We start from the raw sequence: 17785 nt of genomic DNA, 5'->3' as shown, positions 1-17785 counted from the left end.
GCGGTTGCGGAATAATGCCCCCTGTGGGAACCGTGGCGCCCGATCCGGGGAGGTCGGAAGAGAGCCTCTCGTTGTTCGAGCACGCTCGGCGTCTGCGTGAGCAGCATCCGGATGAACCGCTTCCTCGGGATGGGCACCCGTTCCCCGACGCCGTTGCACACGACCGACGGTCCCCGCGACCGCCTGACTCGGGTCTGAAGGGTGCGGCTGCGGCTGACATCCTGGCACGGTACTTCGACGAGCCGAGCGACGATCTCACTCTCCTTGAGGGCGCCCTGCACGCGGTTGACGTCCCCATCCATCACAATGACCACATCCGTGCGATCGCGTTCCGGAGCGACGGGGACCTGGTCCGGCACACCGGTCGGCGGCTTGTCCTGGAAGCACGTGACCGCTGCGCGGCCGTCATCGGCCTGGCGCTGCTGGCGGTGAATCCCACGGACGACGACATCGATCTGATCCGGACGATCGGGCTGCTCTCCGAGAGGTTCGCGTCCCTGGCGTCCGAGGCACTGCTGAGGCTTCGGCATGGGCACGAGTCCTTGCTGTGGCTGGCCGAACGGTCCAGCGGCTGGGGCCGCTTCTACTACCTCGAGGCACTGTGCAAAGGCGCGTTCCGCCATCGCGACTGGCTTCTGCGTCACTCGTGCGACGGCGATTTCCTCGACGGCTACTTCGCCGGCACCGTCGCGGTCGAGGCGAGCCTGCACGAGGCGATCGTCAGGCCGGACGCCGACGACGAACTCGTCGACCACACCGGAATGCTGCTGTCCACGATGGCTGGAGCCGGCGGCATGGGTATCGACCTCGCGAAGTACCCACCTGCGGCCATCGTTCTCGGCGCATATACGGGCCACCTGGCGAAGCAAGAACCGTCCGGCGCGCGTGCCCGCGTGGCCCTGGCGCTCGGGCATGCACTCCGCTCCCGCGAAGCGGTTGCCGTCGGATGCACCGAGCAGGAACGGCAGAACCTCCTCAACGGTCTCGACGAGACGCTCAACCTCTCGACCTGGGTCACGGCCGCCGCCGAACAGATCGACTGGGCCGGCGAGTGGGGGAAGTGGGCGAGGACCGCGTTCGAACTTCCGCCAGGCCTGCGAGTTGCGCTTGAAGGAAGCGACCATGACGGAGCCGCCGGACAGCCCGTCAGTGGGGTGCATCACATCATCGGGTGAGATCGGCCTACTTTTCAGATCAGAACGCCCGGGACGGATCTAAACTCGCGGCCATGTTCCAGAGACTGCCGGGCCTGTCCGGCACGGTCGCGCCGGAGGACGGAAACGCCCCACGGTGCTGACCAGCCTTGCGGTGCCCTACGCCGACACCGCCGCCACAGACCTCAGCTTTGCTCTCGACCACCCGGTGCTGCCGGCGCTCGCCGTTCTCGACGTTCCGTCGTCGGCCGGACTTCCCGGCCTCCAGCTCCGCCTGCTCGGCGCGAGCCACCAGGCCGTGCTCGTCGCACCCGAAGGAACCTTGGTCGAGACGCTCGCCTGTCTGCCCGGTGAGTCCGGACGGCCGCTGCCCACGAGGTACGACGCCGAGATCGCGGGCCTGAGCTACCGGTTCACCCTGGAGATCCAGCGATACGCCGACGGCGCCGAGTTCACCCGCGAGGTGGCGGCCGTCCGGGACCTCGTCGGCAGCGCCAGGCACGGGCTGACCGGCGTCTTCCCGGGGGCCGACGACGCCGTGACCGCCCTCGTCGCCGAGCCCGCCGTTGACTGGCCTGCCGGCCCGTCCGGCTTCGCCGAACGGGCCGCCGGGCCGGCCGAACGGGCCGCCGGGTCAGCCGGCCCGGCAGCCGGGCCGGCCGGCCGGCTGGCCTGGACCACGTGGCACGCGTACCCCGAGACCGGGGACATCGTGCGCACCCGCTCGAAGGTCCGTCCGTCGCCGCTCCGACCCGGGGGAGAACGCCCGTGAGCACCAGACCGACTCTGCTCAACGGCAAGCCGCTGGAGCCGGCGGGCGCCCCGGCGTCGTCGTCCCCCGGCAAACCGGCGAAGCTTTCTCGAGGCAAGCCGACGACGACGCCGTCCGCCCGCACCCTGTCCGGGCCGTCTCGCGGTACCGAGATCGCCCGATGGATCGCGTTCGGCGGCATCGGCCTCGTCCTCGTGGTTCTGACGGCTCTCGTGATGACCCGGCAGGATGCGGAGGAGTTCGTCGAGGACACCTATCCGCTGCACGTCATGTTCGAGGATCGCGGGCTCGACGGGCACGTCGCCGCGGGGCGCGTGAGCGACGTCGTCCGGGAGATCTCCGACGGCGTCGGCTCGCCCCTGGACCTGCAGTACGCGGACGACGGCGCCGCTTTCATGAAGTACGAGGACCACATCGTGGCGATCTTCCCGGAGCACCTTCGGACGCGCGTGCACGCCGACGACTACCGCACCGTGTGGAACGCGTACAGCGAATACACGGGCCAGTGGTGGAGCAGTTCGCCGCCGTCGTCGTCGAGCGGCTACCGCGGCGGCGGGTTCGGGTGGGGGAAATGACGTACGCGCCGCCGCTCGAAACCCCTGGATCGAAAAGGTGACACCCATGTTGATCGAACTGCTCGGCGAGACCGTCGCCGTCCTCGCGTACGGCATCCTCGGCATCCTGCTGCTGGCGCTCGGAGTGGCCGTGCTCGACTGGCTCACGCCCGGCCGGATCGCCCACCTCGTGTGGGAGAAGCGGAACCGGAACGCCGCGCTGCTTGTCGCGTCGAACGTCGTCGGCCTCGGGATCGTCGTGACGGCGGCGATCTGGGCCTCCGAGGGCAGCCTGCTCGACGGGCTGCTCCAGACCGTCGTGTACGGGCTGGTCGGCATCGTGCTGATGACCGGGGCATTCCTGCTGCTGGACCTGCTGACACCGGGGCGGCTCGGGTTGCTCCTGGTCGACGAGAAGCCGCATCCCGCGGCCTGGGTGTCGGCCGCACTGCATGTCGTGATCGGCGCGGTGGTCGCGCTGGCAGTGATGTGAGCGCGGATCAGGCGTTGACGTCGTCGGAGGCGACGGCGTCGGACATCACCCCGCCGGACCCGACCGCGCAGGAGACGGCGTCGGACACGACGGCGCAGCCACCGCTCGCGGCCGGCCGGCCGCGCCTCGCGCGGGCCGCCCTGCTTGCCGTCGTGTTCGTGTGCGCGGCCTGCGGGCTCGTGTACGAGCTGGCGCTCGTGGCGCTCGGGTCCTACCTGCTCGGGGACACGGCCGGGCAGGCGTCGGTCGTGCTGAGCGTCATGGTGTTCGCGATGGGGATCGGGGCGCTCGCGGCCAAGGGGCTGCAAGCGCGGGCGGCGGCGTCGTTCGTCGTCGTGGAACTGCTGCTGGCGTTGCTCGGCGGGTTGTCGGTGCTGGGGCTGTACGCCGCGTTCGCCTGGCTGCACCTGTACACGGTGGCGGTCGTGGTGGTGGCGTTCGTGCTCGGGGCGCTGATCGGGGCGGAGATCCCGCTGCTCATGGTGCTGCTGCAGCGGATCCGGGCGCAGGACGCGGGGAGTGCGGTCGCTGATCTCTTCGCCGCGGACTATGTGGGTGCGCTGCTGGGCGGGCTTGCGTTCCCGTTTCTGCTGCTGCCGATGTTCGGGCAGTTGCAGGGGGCGATCGTGGTGGGAGTGGTGAACGCTGCTGCCGGGATCGTGCTCGTGTTCACCCTGCTGCGGCGTGACCTGTCGCGGCGGGTTCGGGCGGCGTTGGTCGGCGGGGCGGTGGTGGTGGGCGGGATTCTGGGGCTGGCGTGGATCACTGCCGGTCAGTTCGAGACGACTGCCCGGCAGGCTCTGTTCCGCGACCCCGTTGTTCATGCCGAGCGCACGCGATACCAGGAACTGGTGCTCACCGAGAACCCGCGGTGGTCGGGGGATCGCGATCTGCGGTTGTTCCTTGACGGTGACCTGCAGTTCTCGTCCGCGGATGAGCACCGGTACCACGAGGCTCTCGTGCACCCCGCGATGGCCGGAGGGCCGCGGGAGCGGGTGCTCGTTCTCGGGGGTGGCGACGGTCTCGCGCTGCGGGAGGTGCTCAGGTACGACGACGTCGAGCGGGCGACACTCGTCGAGCTCGATCCGGCGATGATCGCGCTCGCGAGGGGCGACCTCCGGCTGTCCGGCCTGAACGGCGGGGCGTTCGACGATCCGCGGGTCACGGTCGTGGCCGACGACGCCTTCCGCTGGCTGCGCGAGGAGGCCGAGCCGGGGGCGTACGACGTCGTCGTCGTCGACATGCCTGATCCCGACCAGACCGCGACGGCCAAGCTGTACTCGATCGAGTTCTACTCGCTGGCCGAGCGAGTGCTGGCGCCGCAGGGACGGCTCGTGGTGCAGTCCGGGTCGCCGTACTTCGCGCCGCGGTCGTACTGGTGCGTCGCGACGACGCTGCAGGCGGCCGGGTTCGCGACGACGCCGTACCACGTGGACGTGCCGTCGTTCGGGGACTGGGGGTTCCATCTGGCGGTGGCCGGGCGTGGGGCAGGACCCGAGCTTGCAGTTGACGCGCCCGCGCCCCTTCGGTTCCTGGACCAGGCCGTGTTGTCCGCTGCGGCGGTGTTCCCGCCCGACAGGGCCGAACGCACCGACGTCGAGGTCACCACGATCCTGGATCCCGTGATCCTGGAGTACCAGCGGGCGGAGTGGCGGGAGTACTCCTGAGGATCGGGTGGAGTGAAGCGGGACCTCGGTGAGACGGCCGGCCCCGGGCCGTCGGGGATCGCTACAGTCGGCGCGTGATCTGGCTCTTCGACCTGGACAACACGCTCGTCGACCGTGAGGGTGCCTTCCTCGCTTGGGCTTCCGCGGAGGTGGCGGCGCGCGGTCTGTCGCCGGCCGATCTCGCGGCGATCGTCGAGGCCGACGAGGGCGGGTTCGCCCGGAAGGAGGACACGGCCGCCGTCGTCGTCGAGCGGCTCGGGTGGGACCTGTCGGTCGCCGACACGGTCGAGGCGTTCCGGGCGGGGATCCGCGAGCACGTCACCGCGTACCCCGGCGTCGTCGAGGCGCTGGAAGCGCTGCGTGCGCGCGGCGAGCGGATCGCCGTCGTGACCAACGGCGCGGGTCATCAGCAGCGAGGCAAGCTCGCGGTGACCGGGCTGGCGGAACGGTTCGAGGCCGTCGTGGTGTCCGGGGAGGCCGGCGTCAAGAAGCCCGACCCGCGCATCATCGACCTCGCGCTGGAGGCCCTCGGCGTGCCGGGCGCGGCACGCGACGACGTCTGGATGATCGGCGACGCACTTCACGCCGATGTGGCGGCAGGGCAGGCCGCGGGCGTCCGTACCGCGTGGATCGCCCACGGCAGGCCGTGGGCGGGCGAGGGGCAGCGTCCCGACGTCGTCGCCGACACGACGATCGAGGTGATCGAGGAGATCAGCGGCCGGGGGTGAGTGCGTTGGCGGGTTATCAATGATATGTTCGGTCCATGATCAACCTGCGGGCCGAGCGTGAGGCTGCCGGCCTGACGCAGCAGCAGCTTGCTGAGGCGACGGGCGTGGCGCAGTCGAATATCTCGGCGTACGAGTCCGGGCGGCGGACTGCGTCGGCCGCGATGGTCGAGCGTCTTCGGCATGCGATGCGTCGTCCTGCGGTCGTGCTGGAGGAGCACCGTTCGGAGATTCGCGAGGTGATCGCCCGGCACGGTGCGCGTAACGCCAGGGTCTTCGGTTCGGTCGCTCGCCGCGAGGACACGCCGTCGAGTGACCTCGACATTCTTGTGTCGGTTCCGCGCGGGGCTGCCTGGACCTTCGGGCGGATCGCTCCCGAGCTGGAGGAGCTTCTGGGTGTGCACGTCGATGTCGTGAGCGAGGGCGGGCTCGGCGAGCGGCATCGGCAGATCCTCGACGAGGCGGTCCCGCTGTGACGGGTGAGATCGAGCCGGTGGTGTCACGACTGCTCGGGGACCTGCTGCTGCACACCGACGCCGTGGCGCGGCTGGTCGCGCGCGGCAAGGACGCCTACGACGACGACGAGTTCCTGCGATACGCGGCCGAGGACCTGCTCGTCCGGCTCGGCGAGGTTGTCGCGCGTCTTGACCGCAACGAGCCGGACTTCATCCCGGAGCATCCTGAACTGGAGCTCCGGAACCTGAAGGACACCCGCAACGTCGTCGCGCACGGCTACGACGTCGTCGACTTCGGGATCATCTGGGAGATCCTCGCCGAGAACGTTCCTGTCGTTGCCGAACGGGTGCGGAAGCTGCTGGACACCGCGGTATCAGCTTCCGCTACCTGACGAGTGGTTCGTGCGGGTCGCCCGCATCGCATGTGGGTCCGGGCGCGCCCCTCGGTCAGACTTCGCCCAGGATGCGGCCTCGCTGGGCCTCGCGCTCGGTGTCGGTGATGGCGCCCTCGGCGTGAAGGCGGTCCACGTCTGCCAGGCGGTCGGCGACGCTGCGCGGAAATCGAGCGCGCGGGGTGCATCGGCCCGAGCCGGCGCGCGGCGGGAAGCGCCGCATCGTGTGATGTCCGCGCTTCCGGCCGCACGTCCTGGGCCCGGTCGGATCAGCAGCCCCAGCTGCGGATCCAGAAGGAGTCGATGGGGGTCCAGTTCACGGAGTCGTCGTAACCACTTTGCAGGCACTGCACCTGGGTGCTTCCGTCTTGGATGCTGGTGGACCAGTTGCCCGTCTGGTTGTCCACCCAGGTCCCTTCTCCGTACCAGTCGTACATCGCGTAGGTGCCGTACGAGTCCTCCTTGAAGACGTACCACCCGCCGCCGTAGGGGACCTCGAGGCACGTGCGGCCGGTCTCGCAGGTGTACCCGGCCTGGACGAAGTTCCGTTCGTCGGTGCTCGGGGTGGTGTACGGGGCTCCGGCGAGGGAACTCGACGCCGACGCGGTGAGGTCGGCTCGTTCGGGCAGGGTGATCCGAAGGTCACCGTTGGCAAGCCGGACGACCTGCCGGCCGGCCTGTGAATCGGTCTCCGGGCCGGGCTCGGCGGCCTGAGATGGTGCCACTGTTGCGACTGCCAGGGTGATGGCGGCCAGGAAAACGGACGAGGCTCGAGCGATGTGGCGCCTTGGGCTCATTGTTTCCTCCTTGCGACTGTGGGATTCGATGTGACGGTCCCGCGACGGACCGCCAAGACATCCGCTCGCCATGATGCGGGGTCAGGATGTGTACACGCACGTGATCGACCCCATGGTGGGTGAGTTCTGAGTGCCGGTCAAAATCGTTCGACCTCAGCCGAAAGGTGTCTCGCCCGGGCGAGCCTTCGGCCGAGCCGCGGCAGGTTCGTGAGGAGTCGTTGTGAAGTGATTGACTTGCGCCCGTGATTCGCGCTCGTAACCCGCTCTGGCGGACCTTCCTCGAACTCCGTGGCAACCCCCGCGCCTGCGTGTGGACCGAGCCGCTGTGGGGCCTGTCCATGGCGCTGGTGCTGCCGTACGCGTCGGTGTTCATGCTGGCCCTGGGCCTGCAGGACGCGCAGATCGGGCTGCTCGCGACGATCTCGATGCTCTCCCAGGTGGTATTTGGGCTCGCGGGCGGGATCATCACCGACCGGCTCGGCCGGCGCGTCACCACGGCGTGGTTCGACGTGATCGCCTGGGTGATCCCGTGCGTGGTCTGGGCGTTCGCGGAGAACTTCTGGTTCTTCCTCGTCGCCTCCCTGGTGAACGGCGCGCTGCAGGTCACGCAGAACTCGTGGGACTGCCTCATGGTCGAGGACGCCGAGCGGGACCAGATCACCCGGATCTACTCGCTGGTCAAGGTCGCCGCCGACTGCTCCGCGCTGTTCGCGCCCCTGGCCGCCTTCCTGGTCGCCCAGCTCGGGCTCGAGCCCGCGGTCCGCATCCTGTACGTCAACGCCGCCGTCGTCATGCTGGTCAAGATCATCTGGCTCTACCTGTGGTCGCGGGAGACGCGGCAGGGACAGGTCCGGATGGCCGCGACCCGCGGGCAGAGCGTCTGGCAGCTGCTGGCCGGGTACCGCGGGGCGCTCGGGCTGCTGTTCCGGTCGCGCGGGTCGTTCCTCGCGCTGGGCGTGGCGGCCCTGACCGCCGCGGTCGTGCTCGTGAACGGCACGTTCTGGCAGGTGGTCGCCAGCGAGCACCTGAACGTGCCGCACGAGTTCCTGCCGTACTTCCCGATGGTGCGCTCGGTGCTGTCGGTGACGTTCTTCTTCACGCTCATCCCGCTCCTGACCACCGCCGTCGACCTCAAGCGGGCCACGTTGCTGGGGTTCGGCGTCCACCTCGCCGGGCAGGTCGTGCTCGTGGCGATCCCCGCGGCCGACGGCGCCGCGACGCCGTCGACCTACGCGTTCCTCGGGGTGTGCCTGCTGCTGGACAGCTTCGGTGCCGGCCTGCTGTTCATGCTCTCGGAATCGCTCGTCGCGCTGCACGTCGACCCGGGGGAGCGCTCGCGCGTGATGGCGCTGCAGCGTACCTTCATCATGCTCGGCGCGGCGCCGTTCGGCTGGATCTCCGGATGGCTCTCGGGGATCGACCGCACGTACCCGTTCGTGCTGACGTCCGTGCTGCTCGTCGTCGGGCTCGTGCTGGTCGCGACGCGCTGGGTGCCGACGCACCATGCAGGTCCGGACGACGCCGCCCTGGTGGCCGACCCCGCGTAGCGGCTATTCCCCGGCTGCGGCTCGGCTCGCGCGCAGTGCCCCGGCCACGATCAGGACATGGGCCGTCAGACAGGCGATTCCCGCCAGGGCGGGCACCACCCACGGGCCGTCGCGGAACTCAGCGGCCTCGAGGGTGATCGCCGGACCGAACATGAGGAGCCAGCCCAGCACCAGGTCGGCCGGCACCAGCACCCCGACGCCCCACCCCACCTGGCCGTTCACCCGGATCGCGACGGCCAGGGCGGCGACCAGAAGGATCAGGTACCCGAGAGGCAGGCACGCGATCCAGACGTACCCGAACCACACGGGCTCGTCAGGCAACCCGAAGCGGCCGGTGACCCCCAGGAAGCCGACCGCGAGCACGCAGAACGCGCCGATCGCCACCGGCAGCGCCCACCGCGGCGCCGCCGGGAAGAAGGCCGCGATGTACCCGACCGGTACGACCGCACTTGTCGCCGTGGCCAGGAGAGGGGCCCACAGCAGGGCCTCCATCTCCATGTCGGCCAGGAGGACTTCCTGGCCTGCTCCCGTCCAGCGGAAGACGACGTCACGCACCACGGTCACGGCGATGATCACCGCGACCCACACCAGCAGGTGAGGCCGCACCGCGACCGCCCGATCAGAATTGGTCATGCCGTCAGTGTGAGCGAGGATCCCGGCCCGGCGCCAGGAAAGTAGCAGGTCAGATGCGGCCCGACGACGTCGTCGGCCCGACCCTCTCGACGCGATCCCCGGCGACGGCACCCTTGACGCCCGATATTTCCTCCTCGTAATATCTGCACTGCGTGACGCAAAAACCTGACAGTCCTACCGCACAAAGTCGTGCACAGGAAGGAACGAGGACGTTCATGAGAATCCCCTGGAAGCACGCGGTCGTCACGGGGGCCGTGCTGGCGCTCGCGGCGCCGCTCGGCCTGTCGGCCGTCGCGAACGCCGTCGTCGCGAACGGCGCCACGAACTCCGCCGCCACGAACTCCGCCGCCGCGTATGCCGCAGAGGCGAACGTCGCGCTCGGAAAGCCGATCACGGCGTCGTCCGTGACGCAGGACTACGTGGCGCGCAACGCGAACGACGGGAACACCGGCACCTACTGGGAGGGTGCGGGCGGCCAGTACCCGGCGCACCTCACGGTCGACCTCGGCGCGGAGGCCGACCTCGCGCGACTCGTCGTCACGCTGCCACCGGCCGACGTCTGGTCGTCACGCACGCAGACGTTCAGCGTGCTCGGGCGGTCCGACGGCGAGCCGGGGTTCCGCACGCTCAAGGCGTCGGCCGCCTACGCGTTCAGCCCGGCCTCGGGCAACACCGTGGAGATCCCGCTCGCCGGGCAGGCCGACGAGATCCGCCTCGCGTTCACCGCGAACACCGGCGCGGGCAGCGGGCAGGTCTCCGAGCTGCGGGTCTGGGGCACGCCCACCGGCGCCGAGCCGACGCCGGACCCGACCCCGACCCCGAGTCCGACGGCCGGCCCGAACCACGCCCTGAACCGTCCCGCCACGGCGTCGTCGGTGCAGTGGACCTACGGCGCAGGCAATGCCGTCGACGGCAATACCGCCACCTACTGGGAGGGCGCGGCCGGGCAGTACCCGTCGACGCTCGATGTCGGCCTCGCCACGCCCACGCAGCTCACGAGCGTGCGCGTGCGGCTCAACCCGGACGGCGTCTGGGCCGCGCGCACCCAGACCTTCTCGGTCCTGGGCCGCACCGGCACGGGGGAGTGGCAGGAGCTCAAGGCCTCGGCCGCGTACTCCTTCGCGCCGGGCAGCGGCAACGTCGTGAACGTGCCGGTCACCGGGACGGCGTCGGACATCCGGCTCCGCTTCACGGCGAACACCGGCGCGGGCAACGGACAGGTCGCGGAACTCGAGGCGTACGGCGTCCCGTCGCCGGAACCCACGCCGACACCCACCCCCACGCCGACCCCGACACCGACCCCGACGCCCAGCCCCACGCCCACCCCGACGGACCCGCCCGTCGACCCGACCCGCGGCGCGCCCGTCCCCTACACGACCTACGAGGCCGAGGACGGCACCTACACCGGGACGCTCCTGCAGACGGACCCGCAGCGCACGTTCGGCCACACCAACTTCGCCACGGAGTCCTCGGGCCGCGAGTCGGTCCGCCTGACCGGCACGGGCCAGCGCGTCGAGTTCACCTCGACGGTGCCCACCAACTCGATCGTCGTGCGCAACTCCATCCCGGACGCCGCCTCGGGCGGGGGTCAGGAGAAGACCCTCAGCCTCTACGCGGACGGGCAGTTCGTGCAGAAGCTGACCCTCTCCTCCCGGCACTCGTGGCTCTACGGCACCACGGACGACCCGGAGGGCCTGACCAACACCCCCGGGCCCGACGCCCGCCGCCTCTTCGACGAGTCGCACGCCCTGCTCGGACGCTCCTACCCGGCGGGCACGAGGTTCTCGCTCCAGCGCGACGCCGGCGACGACGCCGCCTGGTACGTCATCGACCTGATCGAGCTGGAGCAGGTCGCGCCGCCCGCCACGAAGCCCGCGGCCTGCACGTCCATCACCGAGTACGGCGCGATCCCCGATGACGGCATCCAGGACACCGCCGCCATCCAGGCCGCCGTGACCGCCGACCAGAACGGCGAGATCGACTGCGTGTGGATCCCCGCGGGCCAGTGGCGCCAGGAGAAGAAGATCCTCACCGACGACCCGCTCAACCGCGGCCAGCACAACCAGGTGGGCATCCGCGACGTCACGATCCGCGGCGCGGGCATGTGGCACTCGCAGCTGTACAGCCTGATCCAGCCGCAGGACGCCGGCGGCATCAACCACCCGCACGAGGGCAACTTCGGGTTCGACATCGACGACAACACCCAGATCTCCGGCATCGCGATCTTCGGGTCGGGCCGCATCCGCGGCGGCGACGGCAACGCGGAGGGCGGCGTCGCCCTCAACGGGCGGTTCGGCAAGGGCACCACGATCTCGGACGTGTGGATCGAGCACGCGAACGTCGGCGCGTGGGTGGGCCGCGACTACTCGAACATCCCCGAGCTGTGGAACCCGGGCGACGGACTGCGGTTCACCGGGATGCGCATCCGTAACACCTACGCCGACGGCATCAACTTCGCCAACGGCACGCGCAACTCCACGGTGTCCGGCTCGTCGTTCCGGAACACCGGCGACGACGCCCTCGCGGTCTGGGCGAGCCGGTACGTGAAGGACACGTCGGTCGACATCGGCCACGACAACCACTTCCGCAACAACACGGTGCAGCTCCCGTGGCGGGCCAACGGCATCGCGATCTACGGCGGCTACGGCAACACCATCGAGAACAACCTCGTCTCCGACACCATGAACTACCCCGGCATCATGCTCGCGACCGACCACGACCCCCTGCCGTTCTCCGGGACGACGCTGATCGCGAACAACGGCCTGTACCGCACCGGCGGGGCGTTCTGGAACGAGGACCAGGAGTTCGGCGCGATCACCCTGTTCGCCCAGGGGAGGGACATCCCCGGCGTCACCATCCGTGACACGGACGTCGTCGACTCCACCTACGACGGCATCCAGTTCAAGACGGGCGGCGGCAACCTGCCGGACGTCCGCCTCACCAACGTGACGATCGACAGATCCACCAACGGCTCGGGCATCCTCGCGATGGCCGGGGCGCGCGGCAACGCCATCCTGTCGGACGTGACGGTCACGAACTCCCGCGACGGCGACATCGTCAAGGAGCCCGGTTCGACGTTCACGTTCACGGGCCAGTAGGCAGGGCCCGGCGGTGCCCGCCGTCGTCGTCACGATGCCCGACGACGACGGCGGGTGCCGGCCGATGCCTGCGACGGCGGGCCGCCGGGCGATGTCCGACGACGGTGGGCGCAGAACGACGTCCACGACCGCCAGGCGCCGGACGCGGACATCGCCCGGCCGCCACCGGGCAGGGCCGGCGCCGAGGTTACGGGGCCTGCCGCCGGACGTGGCGCGGCGGGACGGCGTCGACCAGCCAGACCCCGTTGGCCGACCGGAAGAACGTCGTGCCGGCCGCGGCCATCGCGGCGGCCTCGACGACCAGCACGACGGGCTTGCCGTGGCGCGATCCGACCCTGCGCGCGGTGTCGACGTCCGCGGACAGGTGGACGTGCTGCCGGTTCCCGGAGTGGATGCCCGTGGCGAGGATCGACTCGACGGATCCCGCGCCGGTGCCGTGGTACAGGTTCGGCGGCGGGGTCTGCGGTTCGAGGCCGAGGTCGACGTCGATCGAGTGCCCCTGGTTGGCGCGGATCCGCCCGCCGTCGATGATGAACCGCCGCTTGTCGTTGTGCTCGACGACGTGCTCCAGCTCGGCCGGCGTGATCGTCGTGCCGTGGCGCTCGAACGCGGCCAGGAGCGTGTCGATGCCGACCCAGCCGCCGTCGTCCAGGGTCAGCCCGACGCGGCCCGGGTCGTGCCGGAGCGTCTTGGACAGCATCTTCGAGAGGCGCACCGTCTGCTGCGCGGTCGGCACGTCCGTGCCGTCCCGCTCGGCTCTGGCCTGGGGATTCATGGCCAGATCCTACGACGACGCCGAGGAGGCCCCGGGGCCTGTCACCGCATCGTCAGATCCGGATGCGGTACGACGCCGTACAGCCGCAGCGACGTGACCAGCAGCCACGCGAACGCGGTGAGCACCGCCAGCCAGATCAGCGCCACGCCGAGCCCCATGGCCACGCCCGACACCGCCGCCCCGCCGACGAACGCCACCAGGATCACGACCCCGGCGACCCGCGACCACGACGCGCCGCGTGTAGCCCAGACCCGGGCCGCCAGGAACGCGCCGACGGCGAACGCCACCATCTGCACGCCGCCCGCGGCCAGATGCAGGATGCCCGACGCCGTCGCCGTCGGCTCCGCATCCACGGGGAACCCGCTGACCGGGTCGGGCGGGAAGACCGCGGCGAGCACGGTGGCGACACCGGCCACGACGACCGCGACACCGGCGCCCCTGGCGCCGTCGGCCGCACGCCGGATCCCGAGCCCCGCGACCACGACCATGACTCCGGTCAGCGCCAGGTTGACCACCTGCAGCCACCCGCCGTCCCCCAGCATGAGCAGGCTCAGCGCGTGCCGCGAGAAGTCGAAACCCTCCCGCGTCAACCCGAGGATCAGCGCGAACACCAGATAGAACGGCCCGGCGAGCACGCCGTAGCCGAGCATCGACCGGGTGACCGCCGCCGCGAGCTCGACGGGGTGACCGTTACGGCCGGTGATGATCCTGCCGCTCGGCGCGCTGCCTGGGTTCTCGGTACTCATGACATCCTCCGTGGCCGCACCACGCAGTGAATTCCGCGTGGTTCCACGATGACAGACGATCCGGAACCGAGAAATCATCGGACAGGGCTGCTCTCGCGGCGTCGCAGTTCCCGGACGCCTTCGAGGATGATCACGGGAAGGTCCATCGGCCGACAGGCTGGGCCTGAAATTCCGAAGGCCCCCGCTCGGCGGGGGCCTTCTAACCGGTAGCCGAAGCATCCGGGGATGTGCTCGGCAGTCTTGAGGAACATCCGGAAGACGTCAAGTGCAGGGTTCGGACTGCCGCCGTGTGTGCGGCCGGCTGCCGCCGGATTCCACCACCTGATTCTCTCCACCTCGGTCAACCCCTGCGAGTTAGGCTTCTGAGCGTGACCGTCTCCCCGTCTCTCCTGGCCCTCCCCATGCCCGAGCGACCCGCCGCTCTGCTGGCCGCGATGCGCTCGCGCGTGGTCGTGGCCGACGGCGCGATGGGCACCATGATCCAGCAGGCGAACCCCACCCTGGTGGACTACCAGGACATGGAGGGCTGCAACGAGATCCTGACGGTCACCCGCCCGGACATGATCGGCAGCATCCACGACGCGTTCCTCGAGGTCGGCGTGGACGCCATCGAGTCGAACACGTTCGGCGCCAACTGGTCGAACCTCTCCGACTACGGCATCGACGACCGCATCCGCGAGCTCGCCCGCGCCGGCGCCGCCCTGGCCCGCGAGCGCGCCGACGCTCACGCCACCGAGGATCACCCCCGCTGGGTGCTCGGTTCGATGGGTCCCGGCACCAAACTCCCGAGCCTCGGCCACACCACGTACGCCCACCTCCGCGACACGTTCGCCGAGCAGGCCGCCGGTCTCATCGAGGGCGGCGCGGACGCGCTTCTCATCGAGACCAGCCAGGACCTCCTCCAGGCCAAGTCCGCCGTCTCCGGATCCCGCCAGGCCATGGAGGAAGCGGGTGTGCGCCTCCCGATCCTCGTCTCGGTCACGGTCGAGACCACCGGCACCATGCTCATGGGCTCCGAGATCGGCGCGGCCCTCACCACGCTCCAGGCGATCGGCGTCGACGCCGTCGGCCTGAACTGCGCCACCGGCCCCGACCAGATGAGCGAGCACCTGCGTCACCTGGCCCGCCACGCCGAGATGCCGGTCATGTGCCAGCCCAACGCGGGCCTCCCGGTCCTCGGCCCGAACGGCGCCACCTACCCGCTCACCCCGGAAGAGCTCACGGCCGCCCACGAGCAGTTCACCCGCGAGTTCGGGCTCGGCCTGGTCGGCGGCTGCTGCGGCACCACCCCGGAGCACCTGCGCCAGGTCGTCGACGTCGTCCGCGGCAACCAGCTCCCTGACCGCGACCCGCAGCGGGAGAACGGCGTCGCCTCCCTCTACTCGCACACGGACCTGCACCAGGACGCCTCCTACCTGGCGATCGGCGAGCGCACGAACGCCAACGGCTCCAAGGCGTTCCGCGAGGCGATGCTGGAGCAGCGCTGGGACGACGTCGTCGACATCGCCCGCGCGCAGACGCGCGACGGCGCGCACCTGCTCGACGTCTGCGTCGACTACGTGGGGCGCGACGGCGTGGACGACGTCCGTGAGGTCGTCTCCCGGCTGGCCAGCGCGTCGACGCTGCCGCTCGTCATCGACTCCACGGAGCCCGAGGTGATCCGGGCCGGGCTGGAGCTGCTGGGCGGCCGCGGCGTCGTCAACTCCGTGAACTTCGAGGACGGCGACGGGCCCAACTCCCGGTTCGCGCGGATCATGCCCGCGGTGGTGGAGCACGGCGCCGCCGTCGTCGCCCTGACGATCAACGAGGAGGGGCAGGCGCGCACCAGCGAGGGCAAGGTCGAGATCGCGACGCGCCTCATCGAGACGCTGACGAACGACTGGGGCATGCGCGTCGACGACATCATCGTCGACTGCCTCACCTTCCCCATCGCGACCGGCCAGGAGGAGACGCGCCGCGACGCGATCGAGACGATCGAGGCGATCCGCGAGATCACGCGCCGCTACCCGGGCGTGCACACGACGCTCGGCGTGTCGAACGTGTCGTTCGGCCTGAACCCCGCCGCGCGCACGGTGCTGAACTCGGTGTTCCTGCACGAGTGCACCGAGGCGGGCCTGGACAGCGCCATCGTGCACGCCGCGAAGATCCTGCCGCTGAACGCCATCCCGGACGAGCAGCGCGAGGTCGCGCTCGATCTCGTGTGGGACCGCCGCCGGTACGACGACGCCGGGGAGCTGACCTACGACCCGCTGGCCCGGCTCCTGGAGCTGTTCGAGGGCGTGGACACCGCCGCGATGCGCGACGCGCGCGCCGCGGAGCTGGCCGCGCTGCCCGTGGGCGAGCGGCTGGCGCGGCGGATCATCGACGGGAACCGCAAGGGCCTCGAACCGGACGTCGACGAGGCGCTCGGCGACGGGATGAAGGCGCTGGACATCGTCAACGACCACCTGCTGGAAGGCATGAAAGTGGTGGGCGAGCTGTTCGGCAAGGGCGAGATGCAGCTGCCGTTCGTGCTGCAGAGCGCCGAGGTGATGAAGACCGCGGTGGCGCTGCTGGAACCGCACATGGAGAAGATCGAGGGGCAGTCGGGCTCGAAGGGCACGATCGTGCTGGCCACTGTGCGCGGCGACGTGCACGACATCGGCAAGAACCTCGTGGACATCATCCTCACCAACAACGGCTACACCGTGGTGAACATCGGCATCAAGCAGCCGATCTCCGCGATGATCGACGCCGCCGAGGAGCACGGCGCCGACGTGATCGGCATGTCCGGGCTGCTCGTGAAGTCGACCGTCGTGATGAAGGAGAACCTGGCGGAACTGGGCTCGCGCGGCCTGGCGAAGCGCTGGCCGATCCTGCTGGGCGGCGCCGCGCTCACGCGGACGTACGTCGAGGACGACCTCGCCGGGGCGTTCGACGGGACGGTGCGCTACGCCAAGGACGCGTTCGAGGGGCTGCGGCTCATGGAGCCGCTGGTGCGCGTGGCGCGCGGCGAGTCGCCGGACGCCGTCGGCCTGCCCGCGCTGCGCACGCGCCGGCACACCGCGGTCAAGGTGACGGAGACGGAGCCGGAGAACATGCCGGCGCGGTCCGACGTCGCCGCCGACAACCCGGTGCCGACGCCGCCCTTCTGGGGCACGCGGATCGTCAAGGGGATCGCGCTCGCGGACTACGCCGCGTTCCTCGACGAACGCGCCACGTTCATGGGGCAGTGGGGGCTCAAGCCGGGGCGTGGTGAGGGCGGGGCCACCTACGAGGAGCTCGTCGAGACCGAGGGGCGCCCGCGGCTGGCGGAGTGGCTGGACCGGATCCGCACCGAGCAGATCATGGATCCGACGGTCGTGTACGGGTACTTCCCGGCGTGGTCGGAGGGGGACGACGTCGTCGTCGCGCACCATGCGGCCGGGCTGGCGGGGCTGACCGCGCCCGACGGCGGGTCCGGCGGGGAGCCCGGGACCGAGCGGCTGCGGTTCACGTTCCCGCGGCAGAAGCGGGACCGGCACCTGTGCCTGGCCGACTTCCTCAAGCCGCGGTCGTGGGTCGAGGAGACCGGCCGGTACGACGTGTTCCCGGTGCAGCTGGTGACGGTCGGCGACCTCGTGGCCGCGCACACCGCCAAGCTGTTCGAGGGCAACCACTACCGCGAGTACATGGAGCTGCACGGCCTGTCGGTGCAGCTCACGGAGTCCCTGGCGGAGTTCTGGCACTCGCGGGTGCGCGACGAGCTGGGCTTCGCCGACGAGGAACCGGACGAGGTCGACGGCCTGTTCAAGCTGGAGTACCGCGGCGCCCGCATGTCCCTGGGCTACCCGGCCTGCCCGAACATGGAGGACCGCCACAAGGTGATGGAACTGACCCAGGCGGAACGCGTGGGCGTCCGCCTGAGCGAGGAACTCCAGCTCCACCCGGAACAGAGCACGGACGCGCTGGTCTTCCACCACCCGGAGGCGAAGTACTTCTCGGTGTGAGTTGCTGCG

General features: G+C 70.4%; 15 protein-coding genes. 11 read left to right on the top strand and 4 right to left on the bottom strand.

Features of this window, described 5'->3' with window-relative positions:
* Nucleotides 1-23 precede the first annotated feature (23 nt).
* From ABD208_RS17145 to ABD208_RS17110, 8 genes are all read left to right on the top strand, one after another.
* Nucleotides 24-1175, top strand: coding sequence for a hypothetical protein (locus tag ABD208_RS17145; protein ID WP_344105239.1), 1152 nt, complete (start codon nucleotides 24-26; stop codon nucleotides 1173-1175).
* A gap of 115 nt (nucleotides 1176-1290) precedes the next feature.
* Entirely contained in the window at nucleotides 1291-1926 is a 636-nt protein-coding gene (locus ABD208_RS17140) for a DUF2617 family protein (RefSeq protein ID WP_344105237.1), read from the top strand.
* Complete coding sequence (locus ABD208_RS17135; protein ID WP_344105235.1) at nucleotides 1923-2501, top strand: DUF4247 domain-containing protein; 579 nt, start codon at nucleotides 1923-1925, stop codon at nucleotides 2499-2501. Before ABD208_RS17140 ends, ABD208_RS17135 begins: the two co-directional genes overlap by 4 nt.
* 46 nt (nucleotides 2502-2547) lie before the next feature.
* Nucleotides 2548-2973 (top strand): DUF350 domain-containing protein, encoded by a 426-nt coding sequence (locus tag ABD208_RS17130; protein WP_344105233.1) that lies wholly within the window; start codon nucleotides 2548-2550, stop codon nucleotides 2971-2973.
* The gene (locus ABD208_RS17125; protein ID WP_344105231.1) at nucleotides 2970-4640 is read left to right on the top strand and encodes a polyamine aminopropyltransferase; all 1671 of its coding nucleotides are present in this window, start codon (nucleotides 2970-2972) and stop codon (nucleotides 4638-4640) included. The genes ABD208_RS17130 and ABD208_RS17125 overlap by 4 nt, the downstream gene beginning before the upstream one ends.
* A 74-nt stretch (nucleotides 4641-4714) precedes the next feature.
* Entirely contained in the window at nucleotides 4715-5368 is a 654-nt protein-coding gene (locus ABD208_RS17120) for an HAD family hydrolase (protein WP_344105229.1), read from the top strand.
* Nucleotides 5369-5403: 35 nt separating this feature from the next.
* Complete coding sequence (locus ABD208_RS17115) at nucleotides 5404-5841, top strand: helix-turn-helix domain-containing protein (RefSeq protein ID WP_344105226.1); 438 nt, start codon at nucleotides 5404-5406, stop codon at nucleotides 5839-5841.
* Complete coding sequence (locus ABD208_RS17110) at nucleotides 5838-6212, top strand: HepT-like ribonuclease domain-containing protein (RefSeq protein WP_344105224.1); 375 nt, start codon at nucleotides 5838-5840, stop codon at nucleotides 6210-6212. Before ABD208_RS17115 ends, ABD208_RS17110 begins: the two co-directional genes overlap by 4 nt.
* Before the next feature lie 269 nt (nucleotides 6213-6481).
* Here ABD208_RS17110 and ABD208_RS17105 read toward each other — a convergent pair whose 3' ends face one another.
* Complete coding sequence (locus tag ABD208_RS17105; RefSeq protein ID WP_344105222.1) at nucleotides 6482-6937, bottom strand: hypothetical protein; 456 nt, start codon at nucleotides 6935-6937, stop codon at nucleotides 6482-6484.
* Between the two features lie 314 nt (nucleotides 6938-7251).
* Here ABD208_RS17105 and ABD208_RS17100 point away from each other — a divergent pair, with 314 nt between their 5' ends.
* Nucleotides 7252-8556 (top strand): MFS transporter, encoded by a 1305-nt coding sequence (locus ABD208_RS17100; RefSeq protein WP_344105220.1) that lies wholly within the window; start codon nucleotides 7252-7254, stop codon nucleotides 8554-8556.
* 3 nt (nucleotides 8557-8559) lie between these two features.
* Here the strand turns inward: ABD208_RS17100 and ABD208_RS17095 are convergent, their stop codons facing one another.
* Nucleotides 8560-9189 carry a hypothetical protein gene (locus ABD208_RS17095; protein ID WP_344105218.1) on the bottom strand — a complete coding sequence of 210 codons (630 nt, stop codon included), beginning with the start codon at nucleotides 9187-9189 and terminating at the stop codon, nucleotides 8560-8562.
* A 215-nt stretch (nucleotides 9190-9404) separates the two neighbouring features.
* On the opposite strand from ABD208_RS17095, the gene ABD208_RS17090 reads away from it, so the two are divergent.
* Nucleotides 9405-12287, top strand: coding sequence for a discoidin domain-containing protein (locus ABD208_RS17090; protein WP_344105216.1), 2883 nt, complete (start codon nucleotides 9405-9407; stop codon nucleotides 12285-12287).
* Nucleotides 12288-12474: 187 nt separating this feature from the next.
* Here the strand turns inward: ABD208_RS17090 and ABD208_RS17085 are convergent, their stop codons facing one another.
* The gene (locus ABD208_RS17085; RefSeq protein ID WP_344105214.1) at nucleotides 12475-13062 is read right to left on the bottom strand and encodes an RNA 2'-phosphotransferase; all 588 of its coding nucleotides are present in this window, start codon (nucleotides 13060-13062) and stop codon (nucleotides 12475-12477) included.
* A gap of 41 nt (nucleotides 13063-13103) precedes the next feature.
* Nucleotides 13104-13808, bottom strand: a complete 705-nt coding sequence (locus ABD208_RS17080; RefSeq protein WP_344105211.1) for a DUF998 domain-containing protein — start codon at nucleotides 13806-13808, stop codon at nucleotides 13104-13106.
* Between the two features lie 401 nt (nucleotides 13809-14209).
* On the opposite strand from ABD208_RS17080, the gene metH reads away from it, so the two are divergent.
* Nucleotides 14210-17776 (top strand): methionine synthase, encoded by a 3567-nt coding sequence (gene metH, locus ABD208_RS17075; protein ID WP_344105305.1) that lies wholly within the window; start codon nucleotides 14210-14212, stop codon nucleotides 17774-17776.
* Nucleotides 17777-17785 lie beyond the last annotated feature (9 nt).

Origin of the sequence: Myceligenerans crystallogenes, assembly GCF_039529775.1 — a bacterium.
Classification (GTDB): domain Bacteria; phylum Actinomycetota; class Actinomycetes; order Actinomycetales; family Cellulomonadaceae; genus Myceligenerans; species Myceligenerans crystallogenes.
This window is presented reverse-complemented; position numbering and strand designations above follow the sequence as displayed.